16 protein-coding genes are annotated in these 17,825 nt (G+C 61.0%); 3 read left to right on the top strand and 13 right to left on the bottom strand.

Annotation, left to right across the window (positions count from 1 at the left end; genetic code table 11):
- Positions 1 to 62: 62 nt before the first annotated feature.
- The 12 genes from HX898_RS00525 to dnaG form a co-directional block, all read right to left on the bottom strand.
- Complete coding sequence (locus tag HX898_RS00525; RefSeq protein WP_180193707.1) at positions 63 to 860, bottom strand: APH(3') family aminoglycoside O-phosphotransferase; 798 nt, start codon at positions 858 to 860, stop codon at positions 63 to 65.
- A gap of 105 nt (positions 861 to 965) precedes the next feature.
- Positions 966 to 1,127 (bottom strand): hypothetical protein, encoded by a 162-nt coding sequence (locus HX898_RS00520; RefSeq protein WP_171598430.1) that lies wholly within the window; start codon positions 1,125 to 1,127, stop codon positions 966 to 968.
- An 84-nt stretch (positions 1,128 to 1,211) separates the two neighbouring features.
- Entirely contained in the window at positions 1,212 to 2,360 is a 1,149-nt protein-coding gene (locus HX898_RS00515; protein ID WP_180193706.1) for a DUF930 domain-containing protein, read from the bottom strand.
- A 35-nt stretch (positions 2,361 to 2,395) separates the two neighbouring features.
- Entirely contained in the window at positions 2,396 to 3,133 is a 738-nt protein-coding gene (locus HX898_RS00510) for a DUF930 domain-containing protein (RefSeq protein WP_138330446.1), read from the bottom strand.
- Positions 3,134 to 3,308: 175 nt separating this feature from the next.
- Positions 3,309 to 3,602, bottom strand: coding sequence for a GYD domain-containing protein (locus HX898_RS00505; protein WP_003541605.1), 294 nt, complete (start codon positions 3,600 to 3,602; stop codon positions 3,309 to 3,311).
- A 319-nt stretch (positions 3,603 to 3,921) separates the two neighbouring features.
- Positions 3,922 to 5,979 carry an RNA polymerase sigma factor RpoD gene (gene rpoD / locus HX898_RS00500; protein ID WP_018074040.1) on the bottom strand — a complete coding sequence of 686 codons (2,058 nt, stop codon included), beginning with the start codon at positions 5,977 to 5,979 and terminating at the stop codon, positions 3,922 to 3,924.
- Between the two features lie 463 nt (positions 5,980 to 6,442).
- Positions 6,443 to 6,790: a GFA family protein gene (locus HX898_RS00495; protein ID WP_171604142.1), complete on the bottom strand. Its 348-nt coding sequence runs from the start codon at positions 6,788 to 6,790 to the stop codon at positions 6,443 to 6,445.
- Between the two features lie 9 nt (positions 6,791 to 6,799).
- Positions 6,800 to 7,837 carry an L-threonine 3-dehydrogenase gene (gene tdh / locus HX898_RS00490; RefSeq protein WP_011652887.1) on the bottom strand — a complete coding sequence of 346 codons (1,038 nt, stop codon included), beginning with the start codon at positions 7,835 to 7,837 and terminating at the stop codon, positions 6,800 to 6,802.
- A gap of 112 nt (positions 7,838 to 7,949) precedes the next feature.
- Positions 7,950 to 9,137, bottom strand: coding sequence for a glycine C-acetyltransferase (locus HX898_RS00485; RefSeq protein WP_180193705.1), 1,188 nt, complete (start codon positions 9,135 to 9,137; stop codon positions 7,950 to 7,952).
- Positions 9,138 to 9,202: 65 nt separating this feature from the next.
- Complete coding sequence (locus tag HX898_RS00480) at positions 9,203 to 9,931, bottom strand: class I SAM-dependent methyltransferase (RefSeq protein ID WP_180193704.1); 729 nt, start codon at positions 9,929 to 9,931, stop codon at positions 9,203 to 9,205.
- A 69-nt stretch (positions 9,932 to 10,000) separates the two neighbouring features.
- A complete protein-coding gene (gene recQ / locus HX898_RS00475; protein ID WP_180193703.1) occupies positions 10,001 to 11,869 on the bottom strand; it encodes a DNA helicase RecQ in 1,869 nt (622 codons plus the stop codon).
- Entirely contained in the window at positions 11,869 to 13,878 is a 2,010-nt protein-coding gene (gene dnaG / locus HX898_RS00470; protein WP_138330440.1) for a DNA primase, read from the bottom strand. The genes recQ and dnaG overlap by 1 nt, the downstream gene beginning before the upstream one ends.
- A 670-nt stretch (positions 13,879 to 14,548) precedes the next feature.
- Here dnaG and HX898_RS00465 point away from each other — a divergent pair.
- Complete coding sequence (locus HX898_RS00465; RefSeq protein WP_138386963.1) at positions 14,549 to 15,439, top strand: hypothetical protein; 891 nt, start codon at positions 14,549 to 14,551, stop codon at positions 15,437 to 15,439.
- Between the two features lie 3 nt (positions 15,440 to 15,442).
- Here the strand turns inward: HX898_RS00465 and HX898_RS00460 are convergent, their stop codons facing one another.
- Complete coding sequence (locus HX898_RS00460; RefSeq protein ID WP_138386962.1) at positions 15,443 to 15,898, bottom strand: GatB/YqeY domain-containing protein; 456 nt, start codon at positions 15,896 to 15,898, stop codon at positions 15,443 to 15,445.
- Between the two features lie 269 nt (positions 15,899 to 16,167).
- On the opposite strand from HX898_RS00460, the gene carA reads away from it, so the two are divergent.
- Together carA and HX898_RS00450 are read left to right on the top strand one after the other, a co-directional pair.
- The gene (gene carA, locus HX898_RS00455) at positions 16,168 to 17,373 is read left to right on the top strand and encodes a glutamine-hydrolyzing carbamoyl-phosphate synthase small subunit (protein ID WP_011652894.1); all 1,206 of its coding nucleotides are present in this window, start codon (positions 16,168 to 16,170) and stop codon (positions 17,371 to 17,373) included.
- 128 nt (positions 17,374 to 17,501) lie between these two features.
- Positions 17,502 to 17,822, top strand: coding sequence for an antibiotic biosynthesis monooxygenase (locus HX898_RS00450; protein ID WP_138386961.1), 321 nt, complete (start codon positions 17,502 to 17,504; stop codon positions 17,820 to 17,822).
- The last annotated feature ends 3 nt before the right edge of the window (positions 17,823 to 17,825 follow it).

Here is a 17,825-nt window from a genome sequence, read left to right as displayed (position 1 = left end):
CGATCGCCGGATACTGCCAGCCGCAGTGAGATGACGCAATCGTGGCGGCCAGACTGGGCTGCCTAGAAGAACTCGTCGAGCAGTTGATAATAATCCAGCCTTGCCGGATCCGTGGCCGGCATGCCGTAGCGATCAAGGAAGGGCTGCACCAGCGCCTCGCCGAAATTGTGGGCAATGCTGCGGCAGGCGAGCGCGATATCCTGATAACGGTCGGCGACGCCGAGCCGGCTGCAGTCGATATAGCCCGAAAATCCCTCTTCCGACGCGATGAAATTCGGCAGGCAGGCGTCGCCATGGGTAACGACGAGATCCTCGCCGTCCGGCCTCTGGCGCTCAAGTTCGGCAAACAAGGCCTCAGCACTCTTTCCAAGCCGCGTCTCGTCAAAATCGGTCTCGTCGACGATGCCGGCCTGCATCCGCGCTTTTGCCGCCGCGATACGCCTCTCCAGCCGATGATCGAACGGGCAGGATGCGATCGGCAGGCGATGCAGGTCAAGAAGTGCCGCAGCCAGCAGTTCAACCCGCGCAAGTGGCGTCAGCACCGGTGCGCTGGCGAGGTCACTCCCGGGCAGCGCGCTGATCAGCAGCCGGTTGTGCACACCGTCGCTATCCTCTGCAATGACACCAGGACAGGACAGACCGGAAGCCTTGACCCAGCGAAGCCTGGCTGCTTCGTCAGCGAGTTCGCCGAAATCACCGACCTCTTCGGCCTTCAGATAAAGCGTCGGCAATCCGAGAGCTTCCAGCCGGAAGACACTTGCGGCGGAGCGGCCGAGCGCATCCCGTTCGAACCGGTAACCGGCCAGACGGGCGTCAAGCACGCCCGCCGACGGCGGTTGATCCTCTTGGAAAATCGACATGATATCTAGGCCATTGATGCTGGCGAATTATCCCGACAAGGCGAGGCACTGCATGCGGCGGAATCGCTCTGCACACATTGCCAGACCGAACGGGCCTCTGCGACCTTAATGAACGGTTTCGGCGGGCGCGGCTTCGAGAAGGATTTCGAAAGCCTCTTCCAGAGCAGCCACCAGAATATCGGTCAGCTCGTCACCCTTGTTCTCCAGGAACACCGCGCTCACGGCTTCGTCCTGACGCTCAAAAAAATGCTCAATCTCGTTCGACATATCATTGTCCTCTTCTTCACCGGAATCATCACGGCCATGAGAAGAGGCTAGGTGCGGTTCCTTGCGCGTGGCTTGTAGTGAAGCTCACCGATGCTCAGCGTCGCCCATTGGATAGTGATAGCGCGCCCACTCACTTTGAGGGATTACATTCCCGACACCAAATTCAAACGATACAATCTTCGTCGCGTTGTCATTCACTTCGCAGCTGAACGTCAATTGGTGCAACTTCTGACCGTCATAGAACGCGCTTCCCTTAAGCGCGAGGAAATTGCCATTCGGGAGCTCGTATTGAGGCACCTCAATAGTATTGGGATCATATGCCGCAGACGAATGAAGAAGCTGTTCTCTGAGCTCGCTCCAGCAAAGCCGACCGCCTCGCGTTGAACGGGGCAAGTTGTTCATCGCCATCTTGACTGCGCGGTCTGAGACAAAGTCGTCGGTAAATAGCGTCTTCGCTTTCGTGAGCTTGTTCGATTCCTTAGCCTCGGCGTCTGGTGGCTTTGAGGAGGTTGTTGCCGTCGAATTCGTCGACGGCTTTGCCGGCTCGAAATTCGTCTTTGCCTCATCCTGTCCTGTGGCAGCCGGCCCGTTCTTTTCCGGATTGACCTCGGCAGTCTCGACCTCGGGAAGTTCGATATCTTGAGGAAGCGGATTCGCGGCAGGCATAGTCTCCGGAACCTCAGGCTTTTGGAGTTGCGGGGGTTCGATAGGCGGCGTTTCTTCGGGTTTTGGCTCAACGACCGGCGGTTTTGGTGCTTCTGCCTGCTGCGGTATACCCCGCTCGCTGTGTTCCGGCGCTGAATCCTTCTCGGCAAATTCGAAGACCGGGCGGGCGACACGTTGTGGCTGGGGAGCGACGGGCGCTTCCGGCACCTTCGCAGCTTTTGGCGGCGGAGGCGGAGGCGGAGGTGGTGGTGGCGGAGGCGGCTCCTTCTTGGCCTCTTCCGGTGGCTTCGGCTCCGGTGGCTTTTCCTTGGGCTCTGGCTTCTTCTCCTCCGGCGGCGGAACGAGCTCAACCTTCACGCTCTCGTCTTCAACAGGCTTCGGCTCGATCTTCGGCAACCCGAAAATCAGAAGAGCAACGATAGGAATATGCGCAGCAACGGACGCGACGACGCCCCAGCGGATTTCAGGCCGCTGCTTTCCCGTTTCGTGCTGCGTTTCCGCCGGTTCTACGTCTTCTTCTGTCACAGCAGCGATGTGGTCTCTAAAGCCGGCAGCATCAAGCCACAAAAGAAAAAAACCGCGTGATCGAGCAGCGATGAGGGTTATTGGTCGGCCGCGCCATCGTCGGCCACCAGATTGTGCTCCTGCCATTCATCTTGGGGAATGGCATCGCCGACGAGGAAGGCGAAGGACGCGACCTTGCCGGAGCCGGCATCGAGCTCACATTTGAACTGGATGTTGTACCACTTGCGTTTGCTGCGGAAGGCGCCGCCGCTGACCTCGACGCTGTTGCCGCTGACCTTCTCCGCCGCCATCGCATAGGGGGCGAGCACATCCGGCGCCATAGCCGGCTGCGCCCGGCGGACCTGCTCCAGCGCCTCGAGATCACAGAGCTGCAGATTGCGCTCGCTGCCGGCAAGGTCACGCAGTGCCTCGCGGGCGCGGCGGCTGCGTGGATCGGCAAGGAGCTTGTCGGAAAACAGCTGTCTTGCCTCGACGAATTCCGCCGGCTTTTGCACCGGCAAAGTAATCGGTGCCACAGAAGGCATTACCGCAGCTGGCGGATTATTTGTCACCGGCGCCGCCGGCTCGGCTTCGGGTTTTGCCGCCTCAGGCTTTGCCTGTTCCGGCGAAGGCGGCTTGGCGGGCTCTGGCATTTTCAGCTGTTCCACGGCCTGCGGGACGATCTCCACCGAGAGACCGTCATCCAGCAATGGCAGCGGCGGCTCCGCCTTCGGCAGCAGTAGCAGCAGAAGCAGGATCGCGATGACATGCAGTGCGAACGACGCCGCAGCGCCTCGCCGGATCCCGTCATCCCATGTGTCCGCCGCCAGTTCCATCGGTCACGAAGCGGCTGTCGAACGACCGGTGACGATCATGAAACTGAGGAGCGCTTTCATCATGAGCTTGCCGAAAAGTCGGGCCGGAGCCTGCCGCGGAAATTGAAGCACGCCGCGACACTGCCAGCGCAGCGAGTGCTCCGCAACATCTAAGATCGACGATCTCCGGCTCCGGCTACCCGAGCGAGCCGATGAGATCCCGGTAGGCGGCCTCCGGGAATGCCTTCAGCGTCTCAGTGCGGACATTGCCGCCCATCGCCAGCGACAGGGTAAAATGCGCCATGACGGCGTCATCGGGCGCCTCGCAGACGGCGACCATGTCATGCCCGCCCATCGTCAGGTAGAATTGGTTGATGGAGCCTCCGACGCTGGTGAGCAATTTCTTCGCGGCATCGAGCCGTTTTGCCGAGTCGCGCACATTGCGGATGCCCTGATCCGTCCAATTGATCAAAAGAATGTAAGTGGTCATGTCGCACCTCCCAGAGCATGATGCCGAAGAGTGTGAGAGCTTTCCGGACAACGTCATGCTCTATTTTTCTGGCGTAGATCCAAATTCAGATTTTGGCCGGTCAAGCCTAAAATTATTCGGATCTAGGGAGGCTGGGTCATGCAGGTATACGTCGACCCTCGGTCGCGCGTTGCGATCGATGCCTTCCCCCGTGGCCGGATTATAGGCTTGTCACCGTGGAGGGACAAGAAAGGCGCAGGGATCATTGGTATTAATCAGGAAAAGTAAAAGCCGGGCGCGAAGCCCGGCTTTTCCAAATCAGAACGGTGTGGCCGAAGCCTTAGCTGTCGAGGAAGCTTCTGAGCTTCCTGGAGCGGCTCGGATGCTTCAGCTTGCGCAGCGCCTTCGCCTCGATCTGGCGGATACGTTCGCGGGTGACCGAGAACTGCTGGCCGACTTCTTCGAGCGTGTGGTCGGTGTTCATACCGATGCCGAAGCGCATGCGCAGAACACGTTCCTCGCGCGGCGTCAGCGAGGCGAGAACACGGGTCGTCGTCTCACGCAGGTTCGCCTGGATGGCGGCGTCGATCGGCAGCAGCGCGTTCTTGTCCTCGATGAAATCGCCGAGATGCGAATCCTCTTCGTCACCAACTGGGGTTTCGAGCGAGATCGGCTCCTTGGCGATCTTCAGGACCTTGCGGACCTTTTCGAGCGGCATGGCGAGCTTTTCGGCCAGTTCTTCCGGCGTCGGCTCGCGGCCGATCTCGTGCAGCATCTGGCGCGATGTGCGCACGATCTTGTTGATCGTCTCGATCATGTGCACCGGAATGCGGATCGTGCGGGCCTGGTCGGCGATCGAACGGGTGATCGCCTGACGGATCCACCACGTCGCATAGGTCGAGAACTTGTAACCGCGGCGGTATTCGAACTTGTCGACCGCCTTCATCAGGCCGATATTGCCCTCCTGAATGAGGTCGAGGAACTGCAGGCCGCGGTTCGTGTACTTCTTGGCGATGGAGATGACCAGGCGAAGGTTTGCTTCGACCATTTCCTTCTTGGCGATACGCGCTTCGCGTTCGCCCTTCTGCACCATATGCACGATGCGGCGGAATTCCGAGATCGAGATACCGGTTTCGGTCGCCAGATTCTGAATTTCCTGGCGGATGTCGCGGATCGTCGTGTTTTCGCCCCTGGCGAATTCCTTCCAGCCGCGGGCGGCCAGATTGCCGATCGACTTCATCCAGTTCGGATCGAGTTCGGCGCCCTGGTACTGCTCCAGGAAAGAGTCACGCTTGACGCCGTAAGATTCGGCCAGACGCAGCAGGCGGCCCTCGTTGGAAACGAGGCGCTTGTTGATGTCGTAGAGCTGCTCGACGAGGGCGTCGATGCGGTTCTGGTTCAAGGACAGAGATTTGACGGCCTTGATGAGCTCATCTTTGAGTTCCTTGTAGCGGCGCTCCTGGGCAGTGGACAGCGTGCCGGAAGCCGACAGCCGCTGCTCGACCTGCTGGTCCTGCAGCTTGCGCAGCTTCTTGTAGGTCTCGGCGATCGTATCCAGCGTCTCCATCACCTGCGGGCGAAGCTCGGCTTCCATCGCCGCCAGCGAAAGGTTGGATTCGTCCTCGTCCTCTTCCTCCTCCTCGGGAGGCAGGCCTTCGCCGCCGACATCGGTGATGTCGTCGTCGCCGGAGCGGGCGCGACGGGTCTTTTCCTTCTCTTCTGCCAGCTTGCGATCGGCTTCGATCTTCTCCGGGCTCTGGAACTGCGGCGCAGCCTTGGCTTCAGGACCGGAATAGGTCGTTTCGAGATCGATGATCTCGCGCAGCAGCGTCGTGCCTTCGTTGAGTTCGTCGCGCCAGATGATCAGCGCCTGAAAGGTCAGCGGGCTCTCGCAGAGACCCGCGATCATCGTCTCGCGGCCGGCCTCGATACGCTTGGCGATCGCGATTTCACCCTCGCGGGAAAGAAGCTCCACCGAGCCCATCTCGCGCAGGTACATACGAACCGGATCGTCGGTACGGTCGGTCGGTTCTTTTTTCTTGGCGGTCGCAAGCGCCGTGCCGCTCGAAGGCGCGAGTTCGCCGCCTTCGCTCTCCTCGTCGCCACCGGCGTCGTCGTCATCGCTGCCGCCGGAAGCACCGGCTTCCTCGGCTTCCTCGTCCTCGATGACGTTGATGCCCATATCGGACAGCATCGACATCGTGTCTTCGATCTGCTCGGACGTCACTTCTTCTGACGGCAGGACCGCGTTGAGCTCGTCCATGGTCACATAGCCGCGCTTCTTAGCGGCTTTGATCATCTTCTTGACCGCGTCGTCGGAAAGATCGAGAAGAGGGCCGTCGCTTGCGCCGTCGCGTTCGACTTCCGCGTCTTCGTTCTCTTTGACCTTGGTTGCCATTTATATCGTCGCCTTCCTGACGCTATCCAATCTCGCTACGGTGAACGGGCTGTCTCAGGGCCTGACGCGCCGCACGCGCCGCCCTCGAATCACCTTTGCCCACCTAACGGGATGACATTTAAAGCCTGATTAACCACGATTACCGGCACCGGACAGCAAAGCTTTCTTGCTCTTGGATTTCCGGCCATGGTTGCGCGATCCGCCTTGACCCAGTTCACCATTCAACAAGTCGAACGGTGATTCCCACATTTTTTGTTCTCGTCAAGCTTTTCCCGAAAAAAAGCCGACAAAAATACGGAAAAAGCCTTATCCACAGGCTTTGAACCGCGGCAGCGATTGCGAACCCTTATTTAAGATGCGGCGAACAAAAGACAAGGGCAGCAAATATTTTGCCGGCCGCACCAGTCGTTTCCACCATTTCGCAGTTGCGCCGAGGAATTCGCCATTGCCTGCGGGATAGTGGCTAACGCGCCGCGCCGTCATACGCCTTCACCGTCAGCGCGCCGATATCGACCGCGGGAATGCAGCGCAGATTGATCGAAGCCATGGCTGCGCCGTTCGGACCCACAGCCTCGCCGAACGGCGCGATGCCGCAATTGGCGCAGAAGTGATGCCGAATGACATGCCGGTTGAAAGTATAGGTCGAGACATTGTCCTCCGGCGTTGTCAGCACCAGCTTCTCGCGCGGCACGAAGGCGAGAAGTCCGCCGCGCCTGCGGCAAAGCGAACAATTGCAATCGAGCGCCTCGGTGAATTCGCCTTCGACCTCGAAAGCCACGTTGCCGCAATGGCAGCTTCCTTCATAGAGCATGTCGTCTCCTCACATCCAATCCATCACAACCTTGCCGGAATTGCCCGACCGCATAGCCTCGAAGCCGTCGCGGAAGTCGTCGATGCCGATCCGGTGGGTGATGATGGGCGCGAGATCGAGGCCGCCCTGAACGAAGGCGATCATCTTGTACCAGGTCTCGAACATCTCGCGGCCGTAGATGCCCTTGAGATTGAGCATCTTGAAGATCACCTTGTTCCAGTCGATTTCGAAGCCCGCCGGCGCGATGCCGAGAATGGCGATCTTGCCGCCATTGTTCATCTTGTCGATCATATCGCGGAAGGCAGGTGCCGCCCCCGACATTTCCAGCCCGACGTCAAATCCTTCCGTCATGCCGATCGCCTTCATCACGTCGGCGAGGTTTTCCTTCGATGCGTCGACGACGTGATCGATGCCGAGCTTGCGCGCCAGCTCCAGCCGGTGCGGATTGATATCGGTGATGACAACCTTGCGGGCGCCGGATCGCTTGGCGACCAGCGCGCCCATGATGCCGATCGGCCCGGCGCCGGTGACGAGCACGTCCTCGCCGACGAGATCGAAGGAGAGCGCGGTGTGCACGGCATTGCCGAACGGATCGAAGATCGCGGCGATCTCGTCGGAAATATCGTCCGGGATCGGCACGACATTGCTTTCGGGAATGCAGACGAATTCGCCGAAGGAGCCCGGGCGGTTGACGCCGACACCAAGCGTATTTCGGCAGAGATGCCCCCTGCCCGCCCGGCAGTTGCGGCACTTGCCGCAGACGATATGACCCTCGCCGGAAACCCGCTCGCCGACATGATAGCGGGTGACCGCCGAGCCGATCTCGGCGATCTCGCCGGAGAATTCATGGCCGACCACCATCGGCACCGGAATGGTCTTCTGTGCCCACTGGTCCCAGTTCCAGATATGGACGTCGGTGCCGCAGATCGCCGATTTCTTCACGCGGATCAGCACATCGTTCGGCCCGACCTCGGGTACCGGCACATTCTCCATCCAGAGCCCGACCTCGGGTTTTGCTTTGACCAGCGCCTTCATCATGTTCGACATCAACGATATCCCGCCCTTGTTCTGGTGCTCGACTTTGCTATCCCCTCTTCTCCCCAGCGGGGAGAAGGTGCCCGTAGGGCGGATGAGGGGGCGGCACGGCACGCCGTCAATCTCAAATCACACCCAATTCCCGCCCTGCCTCGGCAAAGGCCGCAATTGCCCGCTCCACATCCGCCCGCGAATGCGCCGCCGACATCTGCGTGCGGATGCGAGCCTGGCCTTTCGGCACGACGGGGAAGGAGAAGCCGATCACATAGATCCCTTTCTTCAGCATCAGACCGGCCATATCCTGGGCGAGTTTGGCATCGCCCAGCATGACGGGAATGATCGGGTGGCCTTCGCCGGCAAGCGTGAAGCCGAGCTTGGTCATTTCGGTGCGGAAGAGATCGGCATTGTCCGAAAGCCGCTTGCGCAGGGCATCGCCGTTTTCGATGAGGTCGAACACCTTGAGCGAGGCGGCGGCGATGACGGGCGCCAGCGTGTTCGAAAACAGATAGGGCCTCGAGCGCTGCCGCAGCCATTCGACGACCTCCGCCTTGGCGGAGGTATAGCCGCCCGAGGCGCCGCCGAGCGCCTTGCCGAGCGTGCCGGTAATGATGTCGATCCGGCCCTCGACGCCGCAATGTTCCGGCGACCCACGGCCGTTCTTGCCGACGAAGCCGACCGCGTGGCTGTCATCGACCATGACCATCGCGCCGTATTTCTCGGCAAGATCGCAGACGCCGCCGAGATTGGCGATGATGCCGTCCATCGAGAAGACGCCGTCGGTGGCGACCAGCTTGAAGCGGCTGCCTTCGGCCTTCTTCAGCTCCTCTTCGAGTGCTGCCATATCGTTGTTGGCGTAGCGGAAGCGCTTGGCCTTCGAAAGCCTGACACCGTCGATGATCGAGGCGTGGTTCAGCGCGTCGGAGATGATCGCGTCCTCCTCGGACAGCAGCGTTTCGAACAGGCCGCCATTGGCGTCGAAGCAGGAGGAATAGAGGATCGTGTCTTCCATGCCGAGGAAGGCGGAGATGCGCGCTTCGAGCTGCTTGTGCTCTTCCTGCGTGCCGCAGATGAAGCGCACCGAAGCCATGCCATAGCCGTATCGGTCGAGCGCTTGCTTGCCGGCCTCGGCCAACTCCTCGTTGTCGGCAAGGCCGAGATAGTTGTTGGCGCAGAAATTCAGCACCCGCTCGCCGGTCGAAATCGCGATCTCGCCCGCCTGCTTGGAGCTGATGACGCGCTCGGATTTGTAGAGACCGGCATCCTTCAGCGCCGAAATCTCGTTGCTGAGATGGGAGAGAAATTGCGAGGTCATGGACGGCCTTTCCCAGAGATTTCCGTTTGCCCGCCGGGTTAGCATATTGCCGCCGGCTTGTCTTCTCAGCGCTGTACCGAGATCAGCAGGAACATCGGCCGGTCCAGCTCCTCCGCCCACTCGGGATTGTCGCGCAATTCCTGATCGTTCGGGCTCCACTCCTCGACATAGTGAAGGGTAAAGCCCGCCGCAATCAAGGTGTTGAGCGTCGTGCCGAGCTTGCGGTGCTGCTTGACCACGCCCTTGGTGAGCCAGTCGGTGGTGCGCGGACCTTCGACGGAGTAGCGGTCGAGCGGCCAGATGCGCCGCCCCTCGGCATCGGCTGCCCAGGCGGGATTGGTCGGCGCCATGAAGACCGGATGCTCGATGGTGAAGACGAAATGCGATCCCGGCAAAAGCGCGCGATAGACCGTCGCGGCGAGACCGGCGAAATCCTCGATATAATGCAGCGCCAGCGAGCTGTAGGCGAAATCGAAGGAGGCTTGAGCAAGCGTGAGATGCTCGAGATCGGCGATCTCGTAAGTGATCGCTGCTTCAACTGTATCGGCCCTTGCTCTGGCGATCATCTTTTCCGAGATGTCGAGCGCCAGCACGCTTGCAGCACCCTGGCTCACGGCAAAACGCGAAAACCAGCCGAAACCGCAGCCGAGATCGACAACACGCTTGCCGGCAAGATCGGGCAGCAACGCGCGCACCGCCGGCCACTCCGATGCTCCGTCGAGCCCGTGCAAGGATCGTCTCATGCCGCTATATCCGGCGAAGAATTCCGGTCGGTCGTAGATATTCTGGGCCATCGGCGCTCCTCCCTTAAGAGCGGGAATACCATGCCCCCTCGCCCGATCTCAAGGATCAGGCCGCGCAGCTCAGCCGTTGTCTTGCGCCAGGATAATATCCAGAAAGGCATCGCCGTAGCGTTCGAGCTTCGCCTGCCCGACACCTGATATGGCGAGCAATTCCTTGCGGCTGCGAGGCCGCTCCGTGGCGAAGGCGATCAGCGTCGTATCGGGAAAGACGACATAGGGCGGCACGCCGAGCGATTTCGCGATCGCCATGCGCTCGGCCCGCAGCGCCTCGAAGAGACTGCCGTCTGCGCCTGATAGTCCCGATTTGCGCTCGCTGCGCTCCGCCTTCTTCGTACGCCGTTCCGAGGCCGGCCGGTCCTTGCGGAAGAACACCTGCCGCTCGTGCTTGAAGACGGAGCGCGCCTCCGGCTCGAGCTTCAGCGCCCCGAAGGCCTCGTGGTCGACGCGGATCAGCCCCATGGCGAGCAGTTGGCGGAAGACCGACTGCCAGACGCGCGCTGGAATATCCTTGCCGGCCCCGAAGACCGGCATTTCGGCATGGCCGAAGCGTTCGGTCTTTTCGTTGACGTTGCCGAGGAGCACGTCGACGACATGGCCAGCGCCGAAACGCTCGCCGGTGCGGTAGACGGCGGCAAGCGCCTTGATCGCCGCCTCCGTGCCCTCCCAGGTCTCGACCGGCTTCAGGCAGGTGTCGCAATTGCCGCATTGTCCGGCATGCGCCTCGCCGAAATGGGCAAGGATTGCCTGGCGGCGGCAGGAGGCGGTCTCGCAGATCGCCAGCAAAGCGTTGAGCTTGGCGCGTTCGACCCGTTTGATCTCGGCGGCAGCATTGCCCTCGTCGATCATCCGGCCGCGCTGGATGACGTCGGCCATGCCATAGGCCATCCAGACCTCGGACGGCAGACCGTCGCGCCCGGCGCGCCCGGTCTCCTGATAGTAGGCTTCCACAGAACCCGGCAGGTCGAGATGGGCGACATACCGCACGTTCGGTTTGTCGATGCCCATGCCGAAGGCGACGGTGGCGACCAGGCAAAGATTCTCTTCTTTCAGGAAGGCATCCTGATTGGCGTCACGAACCGCCCTGTCCATGCCGGCATGGTAGGCACGCGCGCGAATACCCTGCCCGTTCAGCCATTCGGCCGTATCTTCGACCTTGGCGCGAGACAGGCAATAGACGATGCCGCTATCGCCCTTGTGGCCGGACAGGAACCGCAATAGCTGCTGGCGCGGCTGGTCGCGCTCGACGATCTCATAGGCAATATTCGGTCGGTCGAAACTGGTGGTAAAGATCTCGGCAGTATCGAGCCCCAGCCGCTCGATCATGTCGTCGCGCGTATGCGGATCGGCCGTCGCCGTCAGTGCCACTCTGGGCACACCGGGATATTGCTCGCCGAGCCGCCCGAGTTCGCGATATTCCGGCCGGAAATCATGGCCCCATTGCGAGACGCAATGGGCCTCGTCAATCGCAAACAGCGCAATCTTCTCGTTGGCGATCAGCTCGCGGAAACCATCAGTCAGAATACGCTCGGGCGTCACGTAGAGAAGGTCGAGCAGGCCCGCCGAAAGCGCGCGGCGAACCTCGACGAACTCCTCGCGCGACAGAGACGAGTTGAGTGCTGCGGCGCGGATGCCGAGCTGCTTCATCGCCTCCACCTGATCGCGCATCAGCGCAATCAGCGGCGAAACGACGATACCGACACCGTCGCGGCAGAGCGCCGGGATCTGGAAGCACAGCGACTTGCCGGCGCCTGTGGGAAAGAGCACGACCGCATCGCCGCCGGAAACCACGTGCTCGACCACCTGCTGCTGCTTGCCGCGGAAGGAGGAATAGCCGTAGACCTGCTTGAGGATATCGAGCGGCGAGCGGCCGGAAGAAAATAGCGCGCCGGAAGCGGAAAAGCCCGGTTCGTTTCGTTCGGTCAGCGACATCAGTGGTTCGCCGCCCCTTTGACGCGGCCGGAAAGCACGCCGAAGCCATCGATGATGGCCTCCTGGTTCTCAAGGCGCACCCCTTCGAAATGCACTTCCTGCTGCGCTCGCATCAGCTGAACGATCGCCTCGCCGTCGCCGGCTTCGGTTGCCAGCGCGATCTCGCGCTCGAGCTCGATCTTCTGCCGGCGCAGCGCCTTCGCCCGCTTGTGGGAGGCCAGCGCCTGGCGGTATCCCTCACGCGCATCCTCCATCGCCGCCTGCTCGGTCGCGATCCACAGCCGGGCATTGCGCACCTGCTGGTCGAGGCTCTTGATGAGCGGGCCGAAGCCTTCGAATTCCAGCCTTTCGGTCAGATATTCGCGCGTCAGATGCGGGGCGGCGACGGAAGCCGCTGCTCCCAGCATCGCCGACCAGAGCCGCTGCAGCTCGCGGCTGTCATATTCGATCGCGGCAATCTCGTCATAATCGTCGATCATCAGCGAGGGGTGATTGACGACGGTCAGCGCCAGCACGCATTCGCGCAGCGCCGTATTGTTCTGGTGGCCGCGCACGGGACCCGAGCGGGCGAGCCTTTCTGAAATGACGCTGGGGCTTTTCGGCCCGGCCTTGCCGGCATTGTCGCGGCCCGTCCGGTAATTGCCATTGCCGTTGAAGCCGCCGCGGCGATCGCCATTGTTACGGTTCTGGAACTGCGGCTGGAAGAAGGCGTTCAGCCGATCGCGAATATCCTGCTGGTAGTGACGGCGGACGTTTTCGTCGGCGATGACGGCGACCAGTTGCTTCAGCCGCGCCTCGAGCTCGGCGCGCGCCTCAGGCGTGTCGAACTTGCCGGTGTTGACCTCCCGGCTCCAAAGCATCTCGGAGAGCGGCTTTGCCTGGCTCATCACCTTGTCGAAAGGCGCGCGCCCGTCATCGCGCACGAGATCGTCGGGATCCTTGCCGTCGGGCAGAAGCGCGAAGCGAACGGAACGGCCGGGCTTCAGATGCGGCAGCGCCAGTTCGGCGGCGCGATTGGCCGCGCGGATGCCGGCACCGTCGCCGTCGAAGCAGAGCACCGGCTGCGGCACCATTTTCCAGAGCAGCTCGAGCTGGTTTTCGGTGAGCGCCGTGCCGAGCGGCGCAACGGCATTCTCGATGCCCGCCTGATGCAGCGCGATCACGTCCATATAGCCTTCGACGGCAATAATGGTGCCGGTCGCATTGTCGTCCTGAGAATCACCGCGGCCAGGTCCCTGGATCGCCCGCCGCGCACGGGCAAAATTGTAAAGAACATTGCCCTTGTGGAAGAGTTCAGTCTCGTTGGAGTTCAGATATTTCGCCGGCGCGTCGGCCGACATGGCGCGTCCGCCGAAAGCGATCACCTTTTCCCGCGACGACAGGATCGGGAACATGATGCGGTCGCGGAAACGATCGTAGGAAACCGGCACGTTTTCATGGACGACCAGACCGCAGGCCTCGATCTGCTCCTTGAGTACGCCCTTGCCAGCGAGGAATTCCTTGAGCGCATTGCGGCTGTCGGGCGCATAGCCGAGACGGAAGGTCTCGATGGTGCGCCCCGTCAATCCGCGGTCGCGCAGATAGGCGCGCGCCCTCGCCCCATTCGCCGTCTGCAGCTGATCCTGAAAAAATTGTGTCGCCATTTCCATGACGTCGATCAGCGAGCCGCGCTCCTTCTCGCGCTTCTCCATCACAGGGTCGGCAAGCGGCATCGGCACGCCGGCCATATCGGCGATCTGCTGTACCGCCTCGGGAAAACTCAGACCTTCAAGTTCTGTCAGGAAACGGAAATGGTCTCCTGTCACCCCACAGCCGAAGCAGTGATAGCGGCCCTTTCGGTCCTCGCAATGGAAGCTCGGCGATTTCTCGCCGTGGAACGGGCAGCAGGCCCAGTAGTCGCCGCGGGACACGTTGGTCTTGCGCTTGTCCCAGCTCACGCGGCGCGCAATCACGTTCGAAATCGGAACGCGGTCGCGAATATCATCGAGAAAGGTGTTGGAAAAGCGCATTTATACCTCTTGGCCAGCTCCCATATAAGCTGCTTTTCCGCTCCATGCCACGAAACTTGTCATGAAAACCCGCTATTCACAGGCTATGCGGCCGTCATCGGCGGCTCCGGTTATCCAATCAACAACGCGTTATCGCCCCCTGCGACAGGGTGCGACATTATTGTCTCTTCGGAGCAGGAATTCCGCCGTCAGAAAAGCTTCCGCGAGAGCGTGGACCTCCAACACAGTTGAGAAAAAATCTTTTTGAAACAAATGGTTATTCAATCAGGTGATTGCGCCTCATCATCCCTCGCGCCACCTCCCGAGAAGCCGCCTAGGCGCCTCCCAAACCGCCGATTCCGGCAATTATTATTTTTTTGTAATTTGAATACGCCGCCGCACCGCAATAGGTTCGATCTCAACAAAGCGATCCCCGAGCGAAGCACCATCCCTACCCCCGGCGCCGCTTCGCAAGGGTGCCTTTGCAAATACCCTCCGGCTTGGGCTTCGGCCCTGCGTGCCGGAGGAAGCAAAGAGCAAGAAGGCAGGAGCGCCCCCAGCTCCTGCCTTCTTAAATTTTGGGCTCTGCTGCGACAACTCTCCCTTTGAAATTAACCGCTTATCGATAAAACCGTTGACAGGCGGCGCTCGCATGAAAGATGTATGCGCCGAACTCCCTGGACCTCTCCAAATGGCTTTTACCGCGGACAACCTTGCAGCAGACGATCGCTTTCTCGCTGCCATCCTGCATTGCGCCGATCAGATGCTCGCCATCTATCGCGAGAGCCCGCGCATCGCCTCCATCTTCGCCGCGCAGCAGCGCTGGCTGATGGCCCATGCCGGCTTCGCGCTTCATTACGGCTATTCCGACGACGGGAAGAGCGGCGGCCTCTATTCCGGCCGCTTCATCGATTTTGCGGTCAGGAACGACATCGCCAGCCGCAACACGGCCGCAGCCTTCATGCAGGAAATGCTGGCCTATCGCTTCCTGCGGCCGGTTCCCGGCCCCGACAAGCGCACACGCTACCTGGAGCCTACCGAAATCGCCGAGCAGCATTTTACCCGGTGGCTCGTCGCCCATATGATGATCCTCGACGGTCTCGACGGCGGTGAGCGCGCCGATAAGATTGCCGCCGATCCCTCGGCAATGATGGCAGCGATCCAGCCGCTGATCGCAAGGGCGATCATCGGGAGTGAAGCGGTCCGCAATCCGGGCGCCACCTTCAACCTCTTCAACTGGGCGAATTCCGGCGGGCTGGTGATGGACTACCTGATCTCGCGCCTTCCCGAATTTCCAAGGACGGCCGAACGCGTCGTGCTCGGCCCTCTGTCGCTCAGGGAAATCCGCGAACAGTTCATGATCTCCAATACCCACCTGAAGCGGCTTCTGATGCAGGCAGCAACCATGGAGAGCATTGGCTGGACCGAACCCTCCCGCAAGGGCGACTTCTGGCTGTCGGCCCATTTCATCCGCGAATACTGGAATTATCAGGCGGCGAAATTCGCCATCATCGATGCCGCCGCCGAAGCGGTGCTCGGGCCTGCGGTCCGTGACGAACCGCAGGCAAGGCAAGTTGTCTGAGGCTTATCCGTTCAACAGTTCCTTGACGGTCGCCGACGCCTTGGCGAAATCCATCTGGCCGGCATAACGCTCCTTCAGCGCCGCCATTACCTTGCCCATGTCCTTGCCGCCTGCGGCGCCCGTTTCAGTGATGATCGCCGAGACGTTGGCGCGCACTTCGCCGTCCGAAAGCTGCTTCGGCATGAAATCCTGGATGACGATGATTTCGGCGCGCTCCTTGGCGGCAAGCTCCGGCCGGGAATTCTCCTCGTAGATCTTGGCCGATTCGTCACGCTGCTTCACCATTTTGGCGAGGATCTGCAGAATCTCGTCGTCGCTCGCCTGCTCCTTGCCGGTGCCGCGGTTGGCGATATCGCGGTCCTTGACCGCGGCCTGAATCAGCCGGACGGTGGAAAGCCGCTCCGCATTCTTGGCCTTCATCGCCTCTTTCAGCTGGGTGGCGAGTTGATCGCGCAGCATGGTCTTCACTCCTGTTTTGATGCCGCTTCATAAACCACGCTGATGCGGCGGATCAAATAAATTGCGCGGTCAGTGCGATAAAGCGCAGGAAAACGGCCGCGATCTCGGCTACAAAGATTGACGCTAAGCGATTGCGTGGCTATTTACCGCCACCTGCACCAAAATTCGTGATCAGGCCTGAAGCGCGCGGCATTGCCGTGTCCACACGCCTGCGAAATCAAATGGCGACGAGCGCGGCAACGCGCCCACCTGCCGGAAACGGGATGAAGATGACCGCGACAGCACCCTGGACAATCGAAAAGCCGACCGCCCTGCTCGTTCTTGCCGACGGCACGGTCATCGAAGGCAAGGGCATCGGCGCCACCGGCAAGGTGCCGGCCGAAGTGGTCTTCAACACAGCGCTCACCGGCTATGAGGAGATCCTGACGGACCCCTCCTATCTCGGCCAGATCGTCACCTTCACCTTCCCGCATATCGGCAATATCGGCACCAATGATGAAGACATCGAGGACCTGACGCCTGCCGCCCGCCACGGCGCCGTTGGCGTCATCTTCAAGGCCGACATCACTGAGCCCTCGAACTACCGCGCCGCCAAGCACCTCGACCAATGGCTGAAGGCCCGCGGCGTCATCGGTCTCTGCGGCATCGACACGCGCGCACTGACCGCCTGGATCCGTGAGAACGGCGCTCCGAACGCGGTCATCGCCCACGATCCGAACGGCGTCTTCGACATCGAGACGCTGAAGGCCGAAGCCAAAGCCTGGAGTGGGCTTGAAGGTCTCGACCTCGCCAAGATCGCCTCGTCGGGCCAGTCCTCGCAATGGACCGAAACGCCGTGGGTCTGGAATGAAGGCTACGGTGAACTCAAGGCAACGGACGCGAAATACCACGTCGTCTGCCTCGATTACGGCGTCAAGCGCAACATCCTGCGCCTGTTTGCCGGCCTCGACTGCAAGGTGACCGTCGTGCCGGCCGCGACGAGCGCCGAAGACGTGCTCGCCATGCAGCCGGACGGCATCTTCCTGTCGAACGGCCCGGGCGATCCGGCGGCAACCGGCGACTATGCCGTGCCTGTCATCAAGACGCTGATCAAGACCGATATCCCAGTCTTCGGCATCTGCCTCGGCCACCAGATGCTGGGTCTCGCACTCGGCGCGAAGACCGAGAAGATGCATCAGGGCCATCACGGCGCCAACCACCCCGTCAAGGACCATACGACCGGCAAGGTCGAGATCGTCTCGATGAACCACGGCTTCGCGGTCGACTCGAAGTCGCTGCCGGATGGCGTTGAAGAGACTCATATTTCGCTTTTCGACGGCACCAATTGCGGCCTGCGCGTCCTCGGCAAGCAGGTCTTCTCGGTCCAGCACCATCCGGAAGCCTCTCCGGGCCCGCAGGACAGCCACTATCTCTTCCGCCGCTTCATCAACATGGTGCGCGAGAAGAAGGGCGAACCGGCGCTCGCCGAACGCTGATTTCAAATAATTCACACTTCTGATGAAGGCTCGCACAGGTGGGCCTTTTTCTTCGTTCGTATATTGACCTCAACCTAACTTGAGGAATTACAGAGCTACCTGCAAACATATGATGCAGGAGAGAATGGATGAACGGCGTTTTCTACAGGATCGACAAGTTCGCCGTACCGCCCCCGGCGCGCGACGAGTTCCTGATGCATATGGTATGCACACATACCTTGCTGCAGGCGCAGGAAGGCTTCACCCGTCACTCCGTCCTGGAACAGGTCGCCGGACCCGGCGAATTCAACTTTGTGGCGATCGCCGAATGGGAAAATGCCGAGGCGTTCGAGCGGTCGCAGGCAGCGGTCGCCGCCGCGCAGGCAACGGCGAACCTTAGTCCGCAGGAAATGTTCGAACGGCTCGGCATCCGCGCCGATATCGCCGGCTACAAGCCGGTCGCAGCCTGATTA

This window comes from Rhizobium sp. WYCCWR 11128, assembly GCF_013416305.1.
Classification (GTDB): domain Bacteria; phylum Pseudomonadota; class Alphaproteobacteria; order Rhizobiales; family Rhizobiaceae; genus Rhizobium; species Rhizobium indicum.
The sequence above is the reverse complement of the archived record's forward strand: the minus strand, read 5'-3'. Positions and strand labels throughout refer to the sequence as shown.

What these genes read in the sequence shown, in the direction of transcription:
- tdh (WP_011652887.1), bottom strand. Translation starts at nt 7,837, where the DNA reads ATGTCGAACATGATGAAGGCGCTGGTCAAAGCAAAACCCGAGGTCGGG.
- HX898_RS00510 (WP_138330446.1), bottom strand. Translation starts at nt 3,133, where the DNA reads ATGGAACTGGCGGCGGACACATGGGATGACGGGATCCGGCGAGGCGCT.
- dnaG (WP_138330440.1), bottom strand. Translation starts at nt 13,878, where the DNA reads ATGCGCTTTTCCAACACCTTTCTCGATGATATTCGCGACCGCGTTCCG.
- HX898_RS00485 (WP_180193705.1), bottom strand. Translation starts at nt 9,137, where the DNA reads ATGACCTCGCAATTTCTCTCCCATCTCAGCAACGAGATTTCGGCGCTG.
- HX898_RS00495 (WP_171604142.1), bottom strand. Translation starts at nt 6,790, where the DNA reads ATGCTCTATGAAGGAAGCTGCCATTGCGGCAACGTGGCTTTCGAGGTC.
- HX898_RS00460 (WP_138386962.1), bottom strand. Translation starts at nt 15,898, where the DNA reads ATGCTGCGCGATCAACTCGCCACCCAGCTGAAAGAGGCGATGAAGGCC.
- rpoD (WP_018074040.1), bottom strand. Translation starts at nt 5,979, where the DNA reads ATGGCAACCAAGGTCAAAGAGAACGAAGACGCGGAAGTCGAACGCGAC.
- HX898_RS00525 (WP_180193707.1), bottom strand. Translation starts at nt 860, where the DNA reads ATGTCGATTTTCCAAGAGGATCAACCGCCGTCGGCGGGCGTGCTTGAC.
- HX898_RS00450 (WP_138386961.1), top strand. Translation starts at nt 17,502, where the DNA reads ATGAACGGCGTTTTCTACAGGATCGACAAGTTCGCCGTACCGCCCCCG.
- HX898_RS00520 (WP_171598430.1), bottom strand. Translation starts at nt 1,127, where the DNA reads ATGTCGAACGAGATTGAGCATTTTTTTGAGCGTCAGGACGAAGCCGTG.
- HX898_RS00505 (WP_003541605.1), bottom strand. Translation starts at nt 3,602, where the DNA reads ATGACCACTTACATTCTTTTGATCAATTGGACGGATCAGGGCATCCGC.
- carA (WP_011652894.1), top strand. Translation starts at nt 16,168, where the DNA reads ATGACCGCGACAGCACCCTGGACAATCGAAAAGCCGACCGCCCTGCTC.
- HX898_RS00480 (WP_180193704.1), bottom strand. Translation starts at nt 9,931, where the DNA reads ATGGCCCAGAATATCTACGACCGACCGGAATTCTTCGCCGGATATAGC.
- recQ (WP_180193703.1), bottom strand. Translation starts at nt 11,869, where the DNA reads ATGTCGCTGACCGAACGAAACGAACCGGGCTTTTCCGCTTCCGGCGCG.
- HX898_RS00465 (WP_138386963.1), top strand. Translation starts at nt 14,549, where the DNA reads ATGGCTTTTACCGCGGACAACCTTGCAGCAGACGATCGCTTTCTCGCT.